The sequence below is a fragment of the Lysobacter sp. Root916 genome, assembly GCF_001429785.1.
Classification (GTDB): domain Bacteria; phylum Pseudomonadota; class Gammaproteobacteria; order Xanthomonadales; family Xanthomonadaceae; genus Lysobacter.
This window is the reverse complement of sequence record NZ_LMJF01000016.1, coordinates 230,022-247,624: the sequence shown is the minus strand read 5'-3', so window position 1 is coordinate 247,624 and position 17,603 is coordinate 230,022. Positions and strand designations below refer to the sequence as shown.

Sequence of the window (17,603 nt, the reverse complement as noted above, 5' to 3'; positions counted from 1 at the left end):
CCGCTGCTGCCCACCGTGACCGTGGCGGTCTTGGTGTTGCTGGCACCGCCGTTATCCGTGACCGTCAACGTGACGGTGTAAGTACCGGCCGCCGAGTAGGTCTTGCTGGGGTTGGCGAGGGTGGAGGTGGTGCCGTCGCCGAAGTTCCAGCTGCGCGAGGCGATGGAGCCGTCGCTGTCGGTGGAGGTATCGGTGAAGGTCACCGTCAGGCCGCTGGCCGAGGACGTGAAGTTCGCCACCGGTGCGGCGTTGCCGGTACCGCCCTGCGCAGCCAGCACGGCCGCGGCCGCGTCGACCAGACCCGGACCGCAACCGCCCGGGCACTTGGCGGCCGTGATCGGACGCGCGGTGTTGGCCAGGATGGTCTGGATCTGCGCGGGCGTCTTCGGCGTCGGCGCCACCGACTGCATCAGCGCGACGATGCCGGCCACGTGCGGCGCGGCCATCGAGGTGCCCTGGTTGAAGAAATAGCCGTTGGCGTTGTAGGTCGAGAGCACGCCGCGGGTCTCGTGATTCTGCTGGCACTTGCCGGCGGTGGACTCGCCCAGGGCCAGGAACTCGACCAGCGGCGAGCAGGTTTCGCCGCCCGGCGCGGTGATGTCGATGGTGGCGCCGTAGTTGGAGTACCAGGCGCGATTGCCGTTGATGTCGCTGGAAGCGACCGAGATCGCGCCCGGGCAGTTGGCCGGCGAGAAGCCAGACACGTCGCTGTTGCTGTTGCCCGAGGCGATGACCATGGTGGTGCCGCGGTTGATCGCGGCGGTGATCGCGTTCTGGTAGGTCAGGCCGCAGGAACCGGTGCCGCCCAGCGAGAGGTTGATGACTTCGGCCACGTTGGCGTTGGCCGGCACGCCACTGACGGTGCCGCCGGAGGTCCAGGTGATCGCGTCGACGATGTCGGAGGTGTTGCCGTAACCGCCGTTGCCGAGCACGCGCGCGTGCACGACCTTGGCGTTGTAGGCCACGCCGGCGACGCCGAGGCTGTTGTTGGTGACCGCGGCGATGGTGCCGGCGACGTGGGTGCCGTGCTTCACGTTGGAGGCGTCGGTCGGATCCGCGTCTCGGCCGTTGCCGTCGCCGGAGCCGCCGTTGCCCGTCGTGGTCGAGGTGACGAAGTCGTAGCCAGGCAGGGTGTTGGCGTCGAGATCGTTATGCGCGAGGCGGCCGCTGTCGATCACCGCCACCACCACGCCGGTACCGGTGGCGGTATCCCAGGCGCTGGAGACATTGGCGCCGACGGCGTTGGTGGCGTAGTGCCACTGCTCGTTGTAGCGCGGGTCGTTCGGCGTCGCCAGCGCCTGCATGACCAGGTCGGGCTCGACGTAATCGACGTTGGGATCGGCGGCAATCTGCCGCATCAGCGATTCGGCCTCGGCGCGGCTGAGTTTGCGATCGCTGCGCACCACGTCGGCGCCCAGCGCCATCCGACGCAGCTGCTTCAGACCCAGGTGCTTGCCGGACACCGCCGGCAGCGCGCGCGCGGCGCCGCTGAGCGAGGACTGCAGCGCGGCCGCGCTGCTGCGCTCGGCCGACTGGTCCTTGTACTTGACGATGAACTGGTCGTAGTTGCCTTCGGCCTTCAGGCCCGACGCGTTCATGCGGCCAGCGAACGCCGGCGCGGCGAAGGCCGTCAGCGCGACGGTCGTGGCGACCACGAGCGCGCGTACGCGGAACCGGCCTTGAGTGGAAATCGACATCCTTGGAACCCCCGATGGAAAACAAGCGCCGCAAGTCCGCGGCAGGGACCGCCCCGGTCCGGGCGCGGCCGCGCATGCGGTCGTCGCGATCGGCTCGGGGCGGAAGCTCGACGTGCAGCACTGCGCTGCACGGGGACCACGCTAAGGAGCCCGCGAAGGCCGGGACAATGAGGTAAGCCACCTAGGTCACACGGAAATATGTGACATCACTCACATATTTCTTGACGAGCATCATTTGCTGCACTGCAAAGATACTGACCCGTAGTGAGCAAAAGGGTCCTTAACGGCACACTATTTGCAGCCGTCATCGCGGCGGCGCCGCGGCCGCGGGCCAGGCCTGCCCGCCCTGGCGATGGGCAACAAAAAACCCCGGCCAAGGCCGGGGTGGGTGCAGGATCGAAAAGTCGACGAGCCGCCGCGGCGCACTCGGGGGCGAGGTACGCCGCGACGACCGTCGAAAACCGATCGGTTCAGAAGCGGGCGATCAGAACGTGACGCTCCAGCTGTTGATGTAGCCCACGTCCTGCGGGGCGCGGTCGGCCGCGCGCAGCTTCCAGGCGCCGTTGAGCGTTTCGCTGCTCAGGTCGATCACGCGGTCGGTGATGATCACGTGGTCGGTGCCGTCGTTGACGTTGGGGCGGTTGAACAGGTTGTAGACCGTGCCGTCCGGCGCGATCAGATCGACGATGACGTCGCCGCGGAACGGGTGCTGCACATTGACCGACACCTTGGCCGTGCTGGGGGCGTTGCCGGTACGGCCCGACACGGTGATGGTGCTGCTGGCACCGGTGGCGTTGTTGTCGGGAATGTTGACGTCGGCGGCGTTGCTGTAGGTCTGCGCGCCGGGCGGATTCGGATTGCTGCCCGCGAGCAGCGCATCGACGGCCTCGAAGGCCTGCACCAGGCCGTAACCGAACTCGTTGTCGCGGCCGGCCGGGCCGAGATCCAATGCGGTCGACAACAAGGCCTCACGCACTTCCGCCGGGGTCGCACTGGGCTTGGCGCTGAGCATCAACGCCGCCACGCCCGCCACGTGCGGGCTGGCCATCGAGGTGCCGCTCAGAACGGCATAGTTGTCGACGCCGTAGACGTAGGTGGGATTGACGGTGACGGTCTGCCCGACCAGGCCGCGCAGCGCCTGCCCGGAAGCCTGGCTGACAGCTACGCCGGTAAGCGTGGACGGATCCTTGAGACCGGTGCTGTAAGCGAACGGATCGGACACGTTGTTGTACAGGATGATGGCGCGGCCGCCGCCGCTCTTGACGTTGGTGACCTTCTCCAGCGTGGTGTTATCGCCGCGCTCGCACAGCACCACCTTGCCGCTCCAGCTGCCTGCGCTGGCGCAACGACCGCCATCGATCAGGGCCGCGGCCACGGTTGCCGATGCGCTGTTGGCCATCGGCAGCGTGTCGTAACTGCCGCCGCCGACCACGCTGATCGGCGTGCCGCGCTTGGGATAGGTGCTGGAAACGTCCTGACCCGGCGCGGCGATATCCACGCCGTCGTTGAACTGCGAGAACGCAGCCTTGGCGTTGTTCGAGTCCAGCGCGGCCACGGAGATCACGCTGGCGTAGGACGCCGGATAACTCTTGGTGCTGGTGCCGTCGTTGCCCGCCGCGGCGACCAACACGATGCCCTGGTTGTACAGATTGGCGAAAGCGGCACTTTCGGCGCTGCTCTGACCGGCACCGCCCAAGCTCATGTTGATGACCTTGGCGCCGGCCTGCGCGCACTTGTCGGCGGCCGCGATCAGGTCGGAGCTGAAAGAGAAGCTGCAGCTGGGGCCGTCGAAGTACTTGACGATATGCAGCGAGACCTTGCCCGGGCTGACGCCGGTCACGCCCTTGCCGTTGCCGCCCACCGCGGCGATGGTGCCGGCCACGTGGGTGCCGTGGCCGCAGTCGTCGGTGTTCCAGGTGCGGCCGCTGTCGGCATAGCCGGTGATGCTGATGCCGGCGAAGTCCTCGTGGTTGCTGCGCAGGCCGGAGTCGATCACGCAGACCTTCACCCCGTTGCCGTTGGCGCCGGTGGCGACAGTGTCGGGCGCCTGCACGCGGGGGATGCCGAAGGGTACGTACTCGGCCAGCGGATAACGCGGCATGTCGCGCTCGATGACCAGATTCTTGTTGTTGCGCAGGCTGCTCAGCACCTGCGGCGACAAGGTCATGACCACCGAATCGAGCTGATCGAATTCGTGGTGGGTCTTGCCTTCGGTCAGCGCGGCGACGCTCAGCCCCTTGGCCGACGCGGTGGCGCGCAGCGCCTTGACCGACTGCTGCAGCTGGGCCTTGAACTGTGCCTTCTGGCCGCGCGGGAACCGGATCCAGACCCGGTTCGGATCGCCGGACGACTGCGCGCCGGTCGGCAGCAGCTCCGTCGGCGGTGCGGCGCCGACCGCACCGGCCACGCCGAGCGCCATGACGGCGATCAGCGCGACCAAGCGCGCGCGGTGCTTGGATACTTTACGAACTTCCATTCCCCTTCCCCTAGATGTATTCGATTCGGAACGAGCGGCAACGGACGACGCCGACGCGCGTGATGGGCAGCGCAAGCTTGTATCGGAGCTGACGCGATGCGATGGACGACCCGCACTCGGTGCCGCGCGACCCGAGCCGCGCGGCGACCGTGTCGGCGAACGCACGCCCGGCCAAGGCCGGGACGTGCGCTGCCGGACTCATGCGGCAAGGATCAGAACGTGATGCTCCAGCTGTTGATGTAACCCACGTCGTTCGCGGCCGCATCGCGCACCCGCAGCTTCCAGGTGCCGTTGAGCGCTTCGCTGGTCAGGTTGCTCACGGTGATGGTCTTGTTGATGCCACCGGAACTGCCGGCGCGATTGGCGAGGTTGTAGGACGAACCATCCGGTGCGATCAGGTCCACGATCAGATCGCCGCGGTAGGTGTGCACGATGTTCACCGCCAGCGAAGTATCCGACGGCGCGTTGCCGGTACGGCCGGACACCGTGATCGGGCTTTCCACCGCCGCACCGTTATCGACGATGGTGTAGTCGCCGCTGTTGGTGTAGGTCTGGCGCACGTTGCTGGACGAGGACGACACCGTGACCGAGCTGGTCTTGGTATGGGTGGCGCCGCCGTTATCGGTGACCGTCAGGCTGACCGTGTAGGTACCGGCCGCCGAGTAGGTCTTGCTGGGATTGGCCGAGGTCGAGTTGGTGCCGTCGCCGAAGCTCCAGCTGCGCGAAGCGATGCTGCCGTCGCTGTCGGTAGAGGTGTCGGTGAAGCTCACCGTCAGGCCGCTGGCCGAGGAGGTGAAGTTGGCCACCGGCGCTTGGTTGCCCGGCGTGCCGCCGCCGACCGCGGCCACGGCCGCCGCCGCGTCGATCAGGCCCGCGCCGCAACCGCCCGGGCAGTTCGCCGCCGCGATCGGACGCGCCGTGCTTTCCAGGATCTGCTCGATCTGCGCCGGGGTCTTCGGCGTTGCGGAGGCCGCCTGAATCAGCGCAGCCACACCGGCCACATGCGGTGCCGCCATGGACGTGCCCTGCCATTCGCCGCCGGCGTAGCCGTTGCCCTCGATCGTCGACCACACCGCATTGGCGGAGTTGACGACGACCGGCTGGACGCATGCGCCCCTAGGGCTCTGCCCAAGCGGCAAATGTTCCGTCGACGGCGAGCAAACTTCGCCGCCCGGCGCGGTCACGTCGATGCTGGCGCCGTAACTCGAGTAATAGCTGCGGCGACCGCCGGGATCGCTGGCCGCAACGCTGATCACGTTGTTGCAGCTGGCCGGCGCGTTGTTGGCGACGTCGTTGTTGAAGTTGCCCGCGGCGGCGATTATCACCGAGCCGCGGGCCACCGCGGCGTTGATGGCGGCCTGCTCGGCCGGGCCGCAGGCGCGCGTGCCGCCCAGGGACAGATTGATCACTTCAGCGGGGTTGGCATTGGCCGGCACACCCGACACGGTGCCGCCGGAGGCCCAGGTGATGGCATCGATGATGTCCGAACCACCGCCACTGCCATCCTTGCCCAACACCCGAATCGGAACCACCTTGGCGTTGTAAGCCACGCCGACCAAGCCGCGGTTATTGTTGGCCACGGCGGCGACAGTGCCGGCCACATGCGTGCCGTGCACGACATTGGAGGCATCGTTAGGGTCTGAATCGCGACCGTTGCCGTCCTCGGATGCGCCGCAGGTGCTGGTGCTTCCGCAGCTGGCGAATCCCAGCCCCGTGGTCGAGCTGATCATGTCGTAGCCCGGCAGGATATTGGCGTCCAGATCATCATGCGGCAGGATGCCGCTGTCGATCACGGCCACCACCACGCCCGTGCCGGTGCTGGTGTTCCAGGCCACCGGAGCGCGGATACCGGCGGCATTGTCGGCGTAGTGCCATTGGCTGGAGTACAGCGGATCGTTCGGCACCGCCAACGCGTGCACGACGAAGTCGGACTGCACCCACTCCACGTTCGGGTCGGCGGCGAGCTGGCGGATCAGCGCAGCGGCTTCATCGCCGTTCAACGTGGTGTCGCTGGTGATGACATCGGCGCCAAGCGCCATGCGGCGCAGATGCTTCAGACCCACGCGCTTGCCCTTGGAGCCGGCCGGCATCAGGGTGCGCGATGCCGCAGTGTTCAAAGAGGAAGCGAGCGCGGCGGTGCTGGTGGTCGGCGCGCTGCTGTTCTTGTACTTGATCATGAAACGACCGTACTGGCCGTCGGCCTTGAGGTCGGCGACATAGGCTTGGCCGGCGAAGGCGGGCGCGGCCAATGCGGCCAGCGCAACGGCCGTCGCGGCCGCCAGTACGTGTACGCGCAGTTTGCTGTTGGTATTCGACATCGTTTTCATATCCCCAGATGTGAAACGCAATGGGCCGCTAGGCGGCTATGGCGGTCCGAACCAGGAGCGGAAACCTGCATCGCTCGCGGGCTGGACCATGGCGGAGGCATCGAGATGCCAGGGCCGTGGGCCAAGCTACGAGCCGGATCTGAGGGAAACGCCTGGCGACCAGGACGAATTGCGGCCGTAAATGTGGCGATCGTCACATTTTCGTAAATTGAAATTTTTTGCTACTCAAAGAAGTCACACTTCGTGCGTAGCGATGGGCCAGGAAACGAAAATCGAGGGTGGCCGGCGCATCGACGGACCGCCGTCACGCAACGATTTCTCCTGCAAATACCCTACCTTCGGCGAGTTTCCGGGACTGGCCGCGGATAGCCGAAAGCGGCTCCGAAACGCGCTTCGGAGCCGCCGTGAGGGTCCATCGTAATTTTCTGATACGGAAAAACGCCGCTGCGAGATGGCGCGGCGAACGCCCAAGCCGACTCCAGGCCCAGACCGGCATCGCCCAGACCGGGATGCCCGCCACGACGCCCAGGTTCTGGACAACCGACGCCCGCAGGCTCAAAAAACGAAACCCCGGCCTGAGCCGGGGTTTCGAAACCAAGCGCACCGCTCGGATCTAGGCGCCGATCAGAACGTGACGCTCCAGCTGTTGATGTAACCCGTGTCGAACTGAGCGCGGTCGGCCACGCGCAGCTTCCAGGCACCGTTGAGCGGCTCGCTGCTCAGGTTGACTACGCGGTCGGTGATGATCACGTGGTCGGTGCTGTCGGTGGTATTGGGACGGTTGAACAGGTTGTAGACGCTGCCGTCCGGCGCGATCAGATCGACGATCAGGTCGCCACGGAACGCGTGCTGCACATTGACCGACACCTTGGCGGTGCTGGGGGCGTTGCCGCTGCGGCCCGACACCGTGATGGTGCTGCTAGCGCCGGTGGCGTTGTTGTCGGGAATGTTGACGTCGGCGGTGTTGCTGTAGGTCTGGGTGCCACCGGTGCCGCCGACCGTGACCGTGGAGGTCTTGGTGTTGGTGGCGCCGCTGTTATCCGTGACCGTCAGCGTGACCGTGTAGGTACCGGCCGCGGCGTAAGTGCGGCTGGGGTTGGTCGCGGTGGATGTGCCGCCGTCGCCGAAGTTCCAGCTGCGCGAGGCGATGCTGCCGTCGCTGTCGGTGGAGGTGTCGGTGAAGCTCACCGTCAGGCCGCTGGCCGAGGAGGTGAAGTTGGCCACCGGCGCCTGGTTGCCGGGGCCGGCGGAGAACAGGCTGTGCAGCAGGAAGTTCGGCGATCCACGCAGGTTGCCCGTGACCTTGCCGGGCGTGGCGTTGTTCATGATCGCCGCGTGCACTTCGTCCGGCGTGGCCGCGGGGTGCGTGGACAGGTACAGCGCGACGACGCCGGCCACGTGCGGGGTGGCCATCGATGTGCCGCTCATGGTGGCGGTGGAGGTCGAGCTGCTGATGCCGGCCGAGACGATGTCGCTGCCGGGTGCGAACAGATCCACGCAACTACCCCAGCCGGGCGCCTGGCCGTTAGGCCAAAGCGAACGCGCGTCGTTGAGGTCGGTGGCGGCGACGGTCAGCGCCCGCGGCACCCGTCGCGGCGATCCGGTACAGGCATCGTCGTTGCTGTTGCCCGACGCAGCCACGACCACCACACCGGCGTCGATCAGGTTGGTGATCGAGTTATCGATAGCGGTGGAACCGGGGTAGCCGAAGCTCATGTTGGCCACCGCGGGTTTCACGTGATTGGCCGCCACCCAGTCGATGGCCGCAATAGTCTCCGAGACTAGCGCATTGCCGGTGCAGTCGAAGACGCGAACCGGATGCACGGTGGCCTTCTTGGCCACGCCCCGGGTGATGCCGGCGACGGTACCGGCCACATGCGTGCCATGACCATGACAGTCGTTGGTGCTGGGATCGCCCGGCCTGACCGAGAAGCCGTTGCCCATGCGCCCGCTGAATTCGGTGTGGTCCGCGCGCACGCCGGTGTCGAGGATGTAGGCGTGGACGCCGGTGGCGTCGGTGTCGTAGGTGTAGGTGGTGCTGAGCGGCAGGTTGCGCTGATCGACGCGATCGATGCCCCAGGTCGCGTTGTTCTGGGTGGCATAGATCGAGCCCACGCCATCCTCTTCGACATAGGCCACGCGCGGATCCTTCAACAGCTGCGCCAGCGCCGCGTCGTCGGCATCGACCACGAAGCCGCGCAGCACGTGCTGGTAGCTGCGCAGCAGCTTGGCGCGATGCTGGGTGGCCATGCTGCGCGCGACCGAAGGCACCTGCGCCATGGTCACGCCGGTGGCGCTGCGCGCCGACGAGCCGGCGACCGGCTCCTTCAGCACGACGATGTAACGGCCTTCGACCGGCCTGTCGACCGTCAACAATTCCGCGGCCAACCCCGGAAGCGCGGCGCATACGAGCGAGGCACCGATGGTTACCGACAAGATACGACGATTCATTCACATGTCCTTGTAGTGAGCGGGCCCGATCCGCAGCGGCGAATTGCGCCGACGGTGCGTGTGCGACGAGCGGCGTCCCGCTCCACGCGCGCCGATGCGCCGCATCGCAGCGGGCATTGGCCTTGCACCGGACAGCAGCACGCTACGGATCCGCCTCCAAGGCGGATGCCGGCAGCGCCTTCACGGCAGCTACGTTCTTTACACCCGGTTGTTTCGAAGGCCGCGTTTCGCGGCAGGTAACCGTCATGCCTGCGCGTCGCACAGCGTGCTGGACGCGTAGGCACAACGGGATTCACGACCGCTGCGTTTGCGTGGCCGCGATCAACAACCTAGGTAGGCGGACCAGCCGAGTCCATGCGCTAAAAACGGTTCCAACCGGCGCAAACCGTGAACCCCGCTGCATTTTCTCAATCGGATATTTTGGCGTACACAGAAAGTGTGGCCATAAGCGGTATACCCGCTGCGGGGCATGCCGCCTGCTCAGAACATGCCGGTTTCCAGCCGCGCGGCCTCGGACATCATGTGACGCCCCCACGGCGGGTCGAACACCAGCTCGACGTCGGCCTCGGCCACGGTCGGGATCATTTCCAGCTTGCTGCGCACGTCGTCGATCAGGATGTCGCCCATGCCGCAGCCCGGCGCGGTCAGGGTCATGCGCACCTCGACGGTGCGCTGGCCGTCGTCGCGCGGCTTGACCAGGGCTTCGTAAACCAGGCCCAGGTCGACCACGTTGATCGGGATTTCGGGGTCGAAACAGGTGCGCAGCTGCTTCCACACCAATTGTTCGACCGCCTCGTCGTCGGCGCCTTCCGGCAGTTCCAGCGGTTCGGGCGCTTCCTTGCCGATCGCGTCGGCGTCCTTGCCCGAGATCCGGAACAGGTTGCCTTCGACGAAGACGGTGTAGCTGCCGCCCAGGGCCTGGGTGATGTAGCCGACGCTACCGGCGGGCAGGGTCACCTGCTCGCCCTGCGGCACAAGGACGACGGCGCAATCGCGCTCGAAACGGACGGGTTCGCTGCTACGGGAGTACATGCCGGAAAGATTGGGGTGCCGCGCTCCGGCACAAGGCGCGCAGTCTAACAGGGCCTCGTGCGGCACCTGGCCCCCGGGATGGATCGCAGCGTCGCCGGGACGTGGCCAAACCGGCGCCCGCGCGCCCGTCCCGGGCGGCAGGCGGACTTCAGGCACTGCCTGCGCGCACGCGGCCGGCTATGCTGTGCGGCTGGATTCCCCCGCCCGCCGAGCCCTCGATGACCCCTGCGCCGCCCGCCGCCGCGTCCCCACCGCCCCGAACGGCGCTGTCGTGGACCTTGTCGTGGTCGCTGCTGCTGTTGGGCACCCTGGGCTTTGCCACGGTGTGGTTGCTGCTGAGCCTGTACAGCGGGCGCCAGAACAGTTGGATGGCGGTGATCGGTGCGATCGACCTGGCCTGGATGCTGCGCCTGGGCGGCTGGCCGCGCGGATGGGGACGGGCCGCGATGGGCATGCTGGGCACGGCCGCGATCGTGCTGATCTACAGCTGGAGCATCGCCTCCACCCAGATCGGCCTGTCGCTGGGCGTCGGCCTGCTGGACTCGCTGCCCAAGCTGGGCGTGCACCACGCTTGGCTGCTGACCCAGCTGGCCAACGGCCCGGCCGACTGGGCCTGGCTGGCGCTGGGGCTGGTGGTGGCGTTCTTCGCCTCGCGCTGAGCAGACTGGACTCGTCCGCGACGCCGGCGCAGCGCATCCGCCGCCGGAGCCTGGGCCATCGATGAGAACACCGACCGCGTTCGAACACGTCGCCGCCGACCGGGACATCGCGCCCGGCCCCTATCCCGCGCAGGGCTTCATGGCGGTCTGGGACGCGGCGCTGGGCAACGGCGACTACTTCGGTTGCTACTGGCCGCTGGGACGCGAACAGGCCGAACCCATCGTCTGCGAGATGTACCACGACGAAGGGACCTTGCAGCCGTCCTACTCCTCCACCGCCCGGTTCGTCGAATGGCTAGCCCTCAATAACGGCGAACGCGGCGAATACGAGGTCGAAGACCCGGGCTTCGGCCCGCATTGCTACGCGCGTGCTCGCGTGGCGATGGCGGCGGGCCGCGTGGACGCCGCGATCCTGGAGCTCGAAGCCGCCTGCGCGTCGGTGCCCGACGTCAGCGTCTATTGGTTCGCCCTGGCCGGGCAGCGGCGCAGACTCGGCCAGACCGATGCTGCGGTCGAGGCGGCCTTGAACGCCGTATTGGCCAACTGGTCGTTCGGTCGGGTGGCCGACGGCGCCTTACGCATGCTGCAAACCCTGGGCGCGGGCAGCGCCTTGCGCGACGACCCGCTGGTGCGCGCCAGCGCCGAACTCACGTTCGCGTTCGGCGGCAGCAAGCACAACCCGGACTACGCCGTGCTGCGCGCGTGCATCGACGCCTACTTCGAACGCGGCCAGGCCCTGCACGCGTTGCGGCTGTCGCACAACTACGCCTACGCGATGCATGCGGAAACCACCGCTTTCCAGGAACGCCACGCGTTCTCGCCGACGCAGTGGCGCGCGGACTACGCGCGACTGTGCCTGCAGCATCTCGGCGACGCGCGCACCGGCCTGGATTGAACCGCACCCGTCCCGCGCCCTGCCCGCTGGCTCAGGGCGCGGTCTCGCGCAGGCACTCGCCGAACAGCTTGGTGGCCTCGCCGATCTCCGCCACCGACATCGCGCCGAAGCCCATCAGCAGGCCGGCGCGGTCCGGCGCGTTCAAGTAATACGGCGCGATCGAATACAGGCCCAGCGCGCGCGTGGCCGCATGCGCGATCAAGGCCTCGCCCTGGGCCGCATCGCGGCCGCGCAGCCACACCAGCAGGTGCATGCCCGCGTGCGAGTCGTCGATCTCGAGGAATTCGCCGCCATGCGTGCGCAAGCCTTCGAGCAGGGCTTCGCGGCGCTGCTTCAGGGTCTTGCCGGTGCGGCGCAGGTGGCGCTCGAAACTGCCGTCGGCCATGAACTGGGCCAGCGCGGCCTGCTCGATGCCCGGCGATCCGAAATCGTCGACCCACTTGGCCGAGATGAAATCGTCGCGCAGGCACGGCGGCACCACCACGTAGCCCAGACGCAACGAGGGGAACAGCACCTTGGAGAAGCTGCCGACGTAGACCACGCGACCGGACTCGTCCAGCGAACGCAGCGCCGCGTGCGGCTGGGCGTCGTAGCGGAACTCGCCGTCGTAGTCGTCCTCGAAGATCCAACAGTCGTGGCGATTGGCGTAGTCCAGCAAGGCCAGGCGGCGCGGCAGCGACATCAGCGCGCCGGTCGGGAACTGGTGCGAGGGCGTCACGCAGATCAGGCGCGGCGGCTCGCTCGGCAGATCGTCGGTGCGCAGGCCTTCGCGATCGATCGCGACCGGAACCAGGCGCGCGCCATGCGTGTACAGCGCCTCGCGCGAGGCGAAGTACTGCGGCTCCTCGATCACCGCCGCGTCGCCCGGATCCAGCAACACGCGCGCGGTCAGGCTGATCGCCTGCTGGGTGCCGGCGACGATGATGATGTCCTCGGGCGAGCAGATCACGCCGCGGCGATGGGCGATGTATTCGCTGGCGGCGGCGCGCAGCGCCGGCGAGCCGTGCGCGGTGGGATAGGTCGGCGGCGTGTACAGCGCCGCATGCGCGAGCGCGCGCGACCAGGCCGAGGTCAGCAGCGGATTGGTGAACGGCACGCCGTACTGGAAGCTGTAGCGCGCGCCCTCGACGCGGCGCCCGGGCATGCGCGGGTGATCGTGGCACGCGCGCAGGCGGCGCACGTAGTCGGTTTCCGGCAACCCGCGCTGCGCGGGGCGCGGCACCGGCGCGGCCGGCGTGATCGGGGTGGCGACATAACTGCCGGAACCGACCCGCCCCTGCATGAAGCCTTCGGCGCGCAGTTGTTCGTAGGCGGCCAGCACGGTATTGCGCGACACCGCCAATTGCTGGGCCAACGCGCGCGTGGGCGGAAAGCGCACACCCTGCGCTACCCGGCCCGACAGCACGGCGTCCTTGAGCGCGCGCACCAGCTGGGTCTGCAGCGGGCCGCGGCCGTCTAGCTCCAGATGCATGGGGGTTTCCGAAAGGCTCCAGTGCGCGGACGTAGGCGATCCGCCCGACGGCCAATCTATCGGGCCGGAGGATGCCGGCACAACATGACCAATGGGCGCGTCAACACAAATCGTCACTTCCGCGCAGTCACCGCACGAGTCCGGCATAGCTTTTCAGTCGCCGCCCGCGCAACTCCGATCGTTAAGGATTCGTAATTTCACTGAGCCGGCCAACGCATGGCCCTAACCCAGCGGAGTTACGCAATGCCCTCGCACACCCTCAGTCATGCCATCCGACGAGCGCTGTTCGCCACCGCCGCGGCGTCCACCGCGGCGCTGCCGATCGTGGCGCACGCCCAGGCGGCGGAAGAATCCCAGCCCACCACGCTGGATCGCATCGAAGTGACCGGTTCGCGCATCAAGCGCACCGACATCGAAACCTCGCAGCCGATCTTCACCCTCAGCCGCGACGACATCAGCTCGCAGGGCCTGACCTCGGTCGGCGACGTGATCCAGAACATCACCGCCAACGGTTCCGCCCCCAACAGCACCGTCAACAACGGCGGCGACGGCCAGACCCAGGTCGACCTGCGCAACCTGGGCCCCAACCGCACCCTGGTGCTGGTTAACGGGCGGCGCTGGGTCGGCGGCGCCGGCCTGGGCGGCGTGGTCGATCTGAACACCATCCCGACCGCCGCGGTCGAACGCATCGAAGTGCTGAAGGACGGCGCCTCGACCATCTACGGTTCGGACGCGATCGCCGGTGTGGTCAACGTGATCCTGCGCCAGAACTACGAAGGCGCCGAAGCCAACGCCTATGTCGGCACCTACTCCGATGGCGACGGATTCCGCGAAGCGGTCGATTTCACCATCGGCGCCGCGTCCGACCGCTGGACCGCGATGTTCGGCCTGGCCTACGTCAAGGAAGAGCCGGTGCTGGCCGGCGACCGCAAGATCTCCAAGGAGCCGGTCGCCGGCACCGGCAATTTCTTCGGCAGCTCGACCGTGCCCAACGGCCGCTTCGCGCTGTGCAACGGCACCTTCGACCCGATCTTCGGCACCTGCTCGGTGGCCGAGACCCGTCCCGACGGTTCGGTGGGCCAGTTCACCTACAACGACGGCCAATCCGGCGCGAACTGGCGCAACCGCACCGGCAACGACGTCTACAACTTCGCCCCCGACAACTACCTGCTCACGCCGCAGGAGCGGCGTTCGGTGTTCGCCTCCGGCTCGCTCGACATCAGCGAGAACCTGCGTTTCCGCACCACCATGACCTACAACAACCGCCGCTCGGAGCAGTTGCTGGCGGCCATGCCGATCGTGCTGGGCAGCGGCCCGGGCGCGGGCCTGCAGCCCAAGACCGTCACCATCAGCCCGGACAGCATGTACAACCCGTTCGGCACCACCGTCTCGCGCATTCAGCGCCGCGCGGTCGAGACCGGCGGTCGCTCGTTCCGTCAGGACATCGACACCTTCGCGGCCAATCTCGGCTTCGAGGGCACGCTGAACTTCGCCGACAAGCCCTACGACTGGGAAGCCGGCTACTACTACGGCGAGAACAAGCAGAACACCGTCACCGACGGCCTGTTCAACCTGCTCGCGCTGCGCAACGCGCTGGGCCCGTCGATGATCGACACCGTCGCCGGACGCTCCACCACCGGCCGGCCGATCTGCGTGAGCAACCCCGGCGATCCGACCTCGATCATCCTGGGCTGCGTGCCCTTGAACCTGCTCGGCGCGGCCGGCTCGATCACGCCCGAGATGCTGGCCTACTCCAGCTTCGTCGCCCACGACTCGGTCGGCTTCAAGCAGAAGACCTACTACGCCAATATCGGCGGCGACCTGTTCGATCTGCCGGCCGGCCCGCTGGCGTTCTCGTTCGGCCTGGAACACCGGGCCGAAAGCGGCTACTTCCAGCCCGATGCGCTGATCGCCTCCGGCAACACCACCGGCAACGCGGCCGCGCCGATCTCCGGCGGCTATTCGCTGGACGAGGCCTACCTGGAACTGGCGGTACCGGTGCTGGCCGACATGCCGTTCGCCAAGCTGCTGGATTTCTCGATCGCCACGCGCTATTCGGACTACAGCAACGTCGGCGACACCCTCAACAGCAAGTTCGGTTTCCGCTGGAAGCCGTTCGACGACCTGATGATCCGCGGCAACTGGTCCGAAGGCTTCCGCGCCCCGGCCATCGTCGAACTGTTCGCCGGCACCGCCGACGCCTTCCCGACCATCAGCGACCCCTGCGACCTGTCGCGCTTCCCCAACCTTTCGGCCGCCGCGCAGGCGCGCTGCATCGGCCAGGGCGTGCCCAACGGCGGCTACGACCAGGGCAATCCGCAGATCCGCATCAACGTCAGCGGCAACCCGTTGCTGGAGCCGGAGAGCAGCGAATCCACCACCCTGGGCTTCGTCTACAGCCCGTCCTGGCTGGAAGGCTTCGACGTGACCCTGGACTGGTGGAAGATCGACATCGACAACGCCCTGGTCGCGCCGACCGGCCAGTTCATCCTCGACGAGTGCATCGTCGGCAACGTGCAGCGCTTCTGCAATTACACCCGCGCGCCCGGCGGCGCGATCTCCAACCTGCTCTCGCAACCGACCAACATCGGCGGCCTGCGAACCCAGGGCTACGACCTGACCGTGAACTACAAGTTGCCCGAGACCCGCTGGGGCCGCTTCAGCTTCAACTGGGACAGCAGCTACGTGGCCAAGGCCGAGGTGGATTTCGACGACGACGGCGTGTTCGGCGAACGTCTGGAAGGCGTGCCGCGGATCGGCCAGCGCATCGAGGACTGGCCGATCGACGAGGCCGCCAACGAACCCGGCGAATACATCACCGGCAGCAACAGCTGGCGCATCCGTTCCAATCTGATGGTGCGTTGGGAGAAGGGCGATTTCGGCGCGACCTGGAACCTGCGCTACTTCTCGCATCAGGACGAACGCTGCCAGGTGCTGGTCGACAACGGCTTCAACGACCTGTGCAGCGACCCGGACCGCATGATCTCGGTGCCGGTGGACCTCAACAACAACGGCGTCTGGGACGGCCCGGCCGGCGGCGACGCCCTGCAGGCGGTAGCCGAGGCCGAGAACAAGATCGGCGCCACCACCTACCACGACGCCAGCGTGTACTGGAACACGCCCTGGAATTCCAAGGTCACCATCGGCGTGAACAACGTCTTCGACAAGAATCCGCCGTTCTCGGCGCAGGCCTTCGCCAACAGCTTCGACTCGGCCTACGAGGTGCCGGGGCGCTTCATCTACTTCCGCTACACCCAGAAGTTCTGATCCGCGTAATCGATGCGTAACTCAGGCGGCCCCGCGAGGGGCCGCTTTTTTTCGCGTCTTGTGCATAGCCGAACGCCTACGCGCGTCGATTCTGGCCTGCGCGCGCGGAACAGCGTCGACGCGGTGACCGGACCAATATTTGCGGCGTCAGCGGTGCCTCATCTCTCTCTCCGAAGCAAGGTCGACGCTCGTCCGGCACGCAGGAAACCACGGCACAGCGCACCCACCGTCCGCAGGCATGCCCGGGATCTTCCCGGGCTCTTTTTTCGGACCCACGCACGCGGGCCCGATTGGCTCCATCGCATTCGAAACAATTGGTCCTCCAGTCCGCGCGCGACGCTGGGTAGGGTGGACACAACGGCGCCGGACGCGCCATCGAATCGCGAGAGCCCCCCGTGAACCTGCGCTATCACCCCCTACGATTCGCCGAGAATCTCGATCTCAGCGCCCGCGGCGGCGACGAACTGCACCTGATCCGCGCCTCCGCGCGCGGCGCGCAGGTGGAGCTGCCCGGGCAATGGATTTCGTTCTGCCTGCCGTTGTCGGGCCGCCTGCGCTGCGAGGCCCAGGACAGCGCGTGGGAGATCGACGCCGGCCACGCCCAGGTCTGGCGCGAAGGCCCGCTGCGCTGCAGCGCGCGCCAGCCCTGCGGTTGGCTGGCTCTGGCCGGCTCGCACGCGGCCTGGGCGCGCTACCTGCGCAACCAGCACGGCGACGAGGTCGGCGGCGACGCCGGCGGCGCGGACCTGTTTCCCTGGGAAGGCCCGGCCGGCCGCGACCTGCGCCGCCTGACCGTGCGCCTGGCGCGCCGCACGCGCGACGTCGAGGTCGATATCGAGCCGCTGCTGGAAGCGCTGTGCGCGGCGCTGGTCGACCAGCAGCGCGATCTGCACCAGCGCCTGCAGCGCTGCAGCGGGCGCACCCTGCGCCGGCGCCAGCAGACCCTGCTGCGGCTGCTGCGCGTGCAGCACCTGATCCGCCGCCACCCCGATGCGCGCCTGGACCTGGCGCGACTCGCGCGCAGCGCCAGCTACTCGCCCTGCCACCTGATCCGGATCTATCGCGACGTGTTCGACGAGACCCCGACCGAGTACGCCGCGCGCCTACGCTCGGACCGCGCCTGGCGCATGGTCCGCGAAACCCGCATGCCGGTGTGCGAGATCACCGAGGCCCTGGGCTTCGAAAGCCAGAGCGCGTTCTGCCGCGCCTTCAAGCACTCCTTCGGCCTGACCGCGACCGAAGCGCGCCGGCTCGAATGCGCGCAATCGCAGGCGGCCTGACCCGGCGTAGCCCCCCGCTTCGCATCGCCAGCCCCGTACCGCCCCTAC

General features: G+C 67.6%; 9 protein-coding genes and 1 pseudogene. 4 read left to right on the top strand and 6 right to left on the bottom strand.

The genetic code is table 11. The annotated features are described in order from the left end of the window. Positions 1 to 23: 23 nt before the first annotated feature. The 5 genes and pseudogenes from ASE35_RS19380 to sufT all read right to left on the bottom strand — a co-directional run. A pseudogene (locus tag ASE35_RS19380) lies at positions 24 to 1,697 on the bottom strand (S8 family serine peptidase); the annotation flags it as partial. A gap of 484 nt (positions 1,698 to 2,181) precedes the next feature. After that, positions 2,182 to 4,173, bottom strand: a complete 1,992-nt coding sequence (locus tag ASE35_RS22230) for a S8 family serine peptidase (RefSeq protein WP_057164831.1) — start codon at positions 4,171 to 4,173, stop codon at positions 2,182 to 2,184. 212 nt (positions 4,174 to 4,385) lie between these two features. After that, a complete protein-coding gene (locus ASE35_RS19365; protein ID WP_082611388.1) occupies positions 4,386 to 6,491 on the bottom strand; it encodes a S8 family serine peptidase in 2,106 nt (701 codons plus the stop codon). A 633-nt stretch (positions 6,492 to 7,124) separates the two neighbouring features. Next, positions 7,125 to 8,951 carry a S8 family serine peptidase gene (locus ASE35_RS19360; RefSeq protein ID WP_082611381.1) on the bottom strand — a complete coding sequence of 609 codons (1,827 nt, stop codon included), beginning with the start codon at positions 8,949 to 8,951 and terminating at the stop codon, positions 7,125 to 7,127. A gap of 480 nt (positions 8,952 to 9,431) precedes the next feature. Next, positions 9,432 to 9,983 (bottom strand): putative Fe-S cluster assembly protein SufT, encoded by a 552-nt coding sequence (gene sufT, locus ASE35_RS19355; RefSeq protein WP_056182003.1) that lies wholly within the window; start codon positions 9,981 to 9,983, stop codon positions 9,432 to 9,434. A gap of 218 nt (positions 9,984 to 10,201) precedes the next feature. On the opposite strand from sufT, the gene ASE35_RS19350 reads away from it, so the two are divergent. Together ASE35_RS19350 and ASE35_RS21395 are read left to right on the top strand one after the other, a co-directional pair. Further along, on the top strand, positions 10,202 to 10,642 hold the full coding sequence (locus tag ASE35_RS19350) for a hypothetical protein (RefSeq protein ID WP_157489578.1): 441 nt from the start codon (positions 10,202 to 10,204) through the stop codon (positions 10,640 to 10,642). A 61-nt stretch (positions 10,643 to 10,703) separates the two neighbouring features. Then, the gene (locus tag ASE35_RS21395; protein WP_157489577.1) at positions 10,704 to 11,537 is read left to right on the top strand and encodes a tetratricopeptide repeat-containing protein; all 834 of its coding nucleotides are present in this window, start codon (positions 10,704 to 10,706) and stop codon (positions 11,535 to 11,537) included. A gap of 31 nt (positions 11,538 to 11,568) precedes the next feature. Here ASE35_RS21395 and ASE35_RS19340 read toward each other — a convergent pair whose 3' ends face one another. Further along, positions 11,569 to 13,008: a PLP-dependent aminotransferase family protein gene (locus tag ASE35_RS19340; RefSeq protein WP_057164827.1), complete on the bottom strand. Its 1,440-nt coding sequence runs from the start codon at positions 13,006 to 13,008 to the stop codon at positions 11,569 to 11,571. 243 nt (positions 13,009 to 13,251) lie between these two features. Here ASE35_RS19340 and ASE35_RS19335 point away from each other — a divergent pair, with 243 nt between their 5' ends. Continuing rightward, on the top strand, positions 13,252 to 16,275 hold the full coding sequence (locus ASE35_RS19335) for a TonB-dependent receptor (RefSeq protein WP_057164826.1): 3,024 nt from the start codon (positions 13,252 to 13,254) through the stop codon (positions 16,273 to 16,275). Between the two features lie 395 nt (positions 16,276 to 16,670). Then, positions 16,671 to 17,555, top strand: a complete 885-nt coding sequence (locus ASE35_RS19330; protein WP_057160697.1) for an AraC family transcriptional regulator — start codon at positions 16,671 to 16,673, stop codon at positions 17,553 to 17,555. Positions 17,556 to 17,603 lie beyond the last annotated feature (48 nt).

Excerpts from the sequence above, each read along its gene's own strand:
- ASE35_RS22230 (WP_057164831.1), bottom strand. The coding sequence starts at position 4,173 with ATGGAAGTTCGTAAAGTATCCAAGCACCGCGCGCGCTTGGTCGCGCTG.
- ASE35_RS19365 (WP_082611388.1), bottom strand. The coding sequence starts at position 6,491 with ATGTCGAATACCAACAGCAAACTGCGCGTACACGTACTGGCGGCCGCG.
- ASE35_RS19360 (WP_082611381.1), bottom strand. The coding sequence starts at position 8,951 with ATGAATCGTCGTATCTTGTCGGTAACCATCGGTGCCTCGCTCGTATGC.
- sufT (WP_056182003.1), bottom strand. The coding sequence starts at position 9,983 with ATGTACTCCCGTAGCAGCGAACCCGTCCGTTTCGAGCGCGATTGCGCC.
- ASE35_RS19350 (WP_157489578.1), top strand. The coding sequence starts at position 10,202 with ATGACCCCTGCGCCGCCCGCCGCCGCGTCCCCACCGCCCCGAACGGCG.
- ASE35_RS21395 (WP_157489577.1), top strand. The coding sequence starts at position 10,704 with ATGAGAACACCGACCGCGTTCGAACACGTCGCCGCCGACCGGGACATC.
- ASE35_RS19340 (WP_057164827.1), bottom strand. The coding sequence starts at position 13,008 with ATGCATCTGGAGCTAGACGGCCGCGGCCCGCTGCAGACCCAGCTGGTG.
- ASE35_RS19335 (WP_057164826.1), top strand. The coding sequence starts at position 13,252 with ATGCCCTCGCACACCCTCAGTCATGCCATCCGACGAGCGCTGTTCGCC.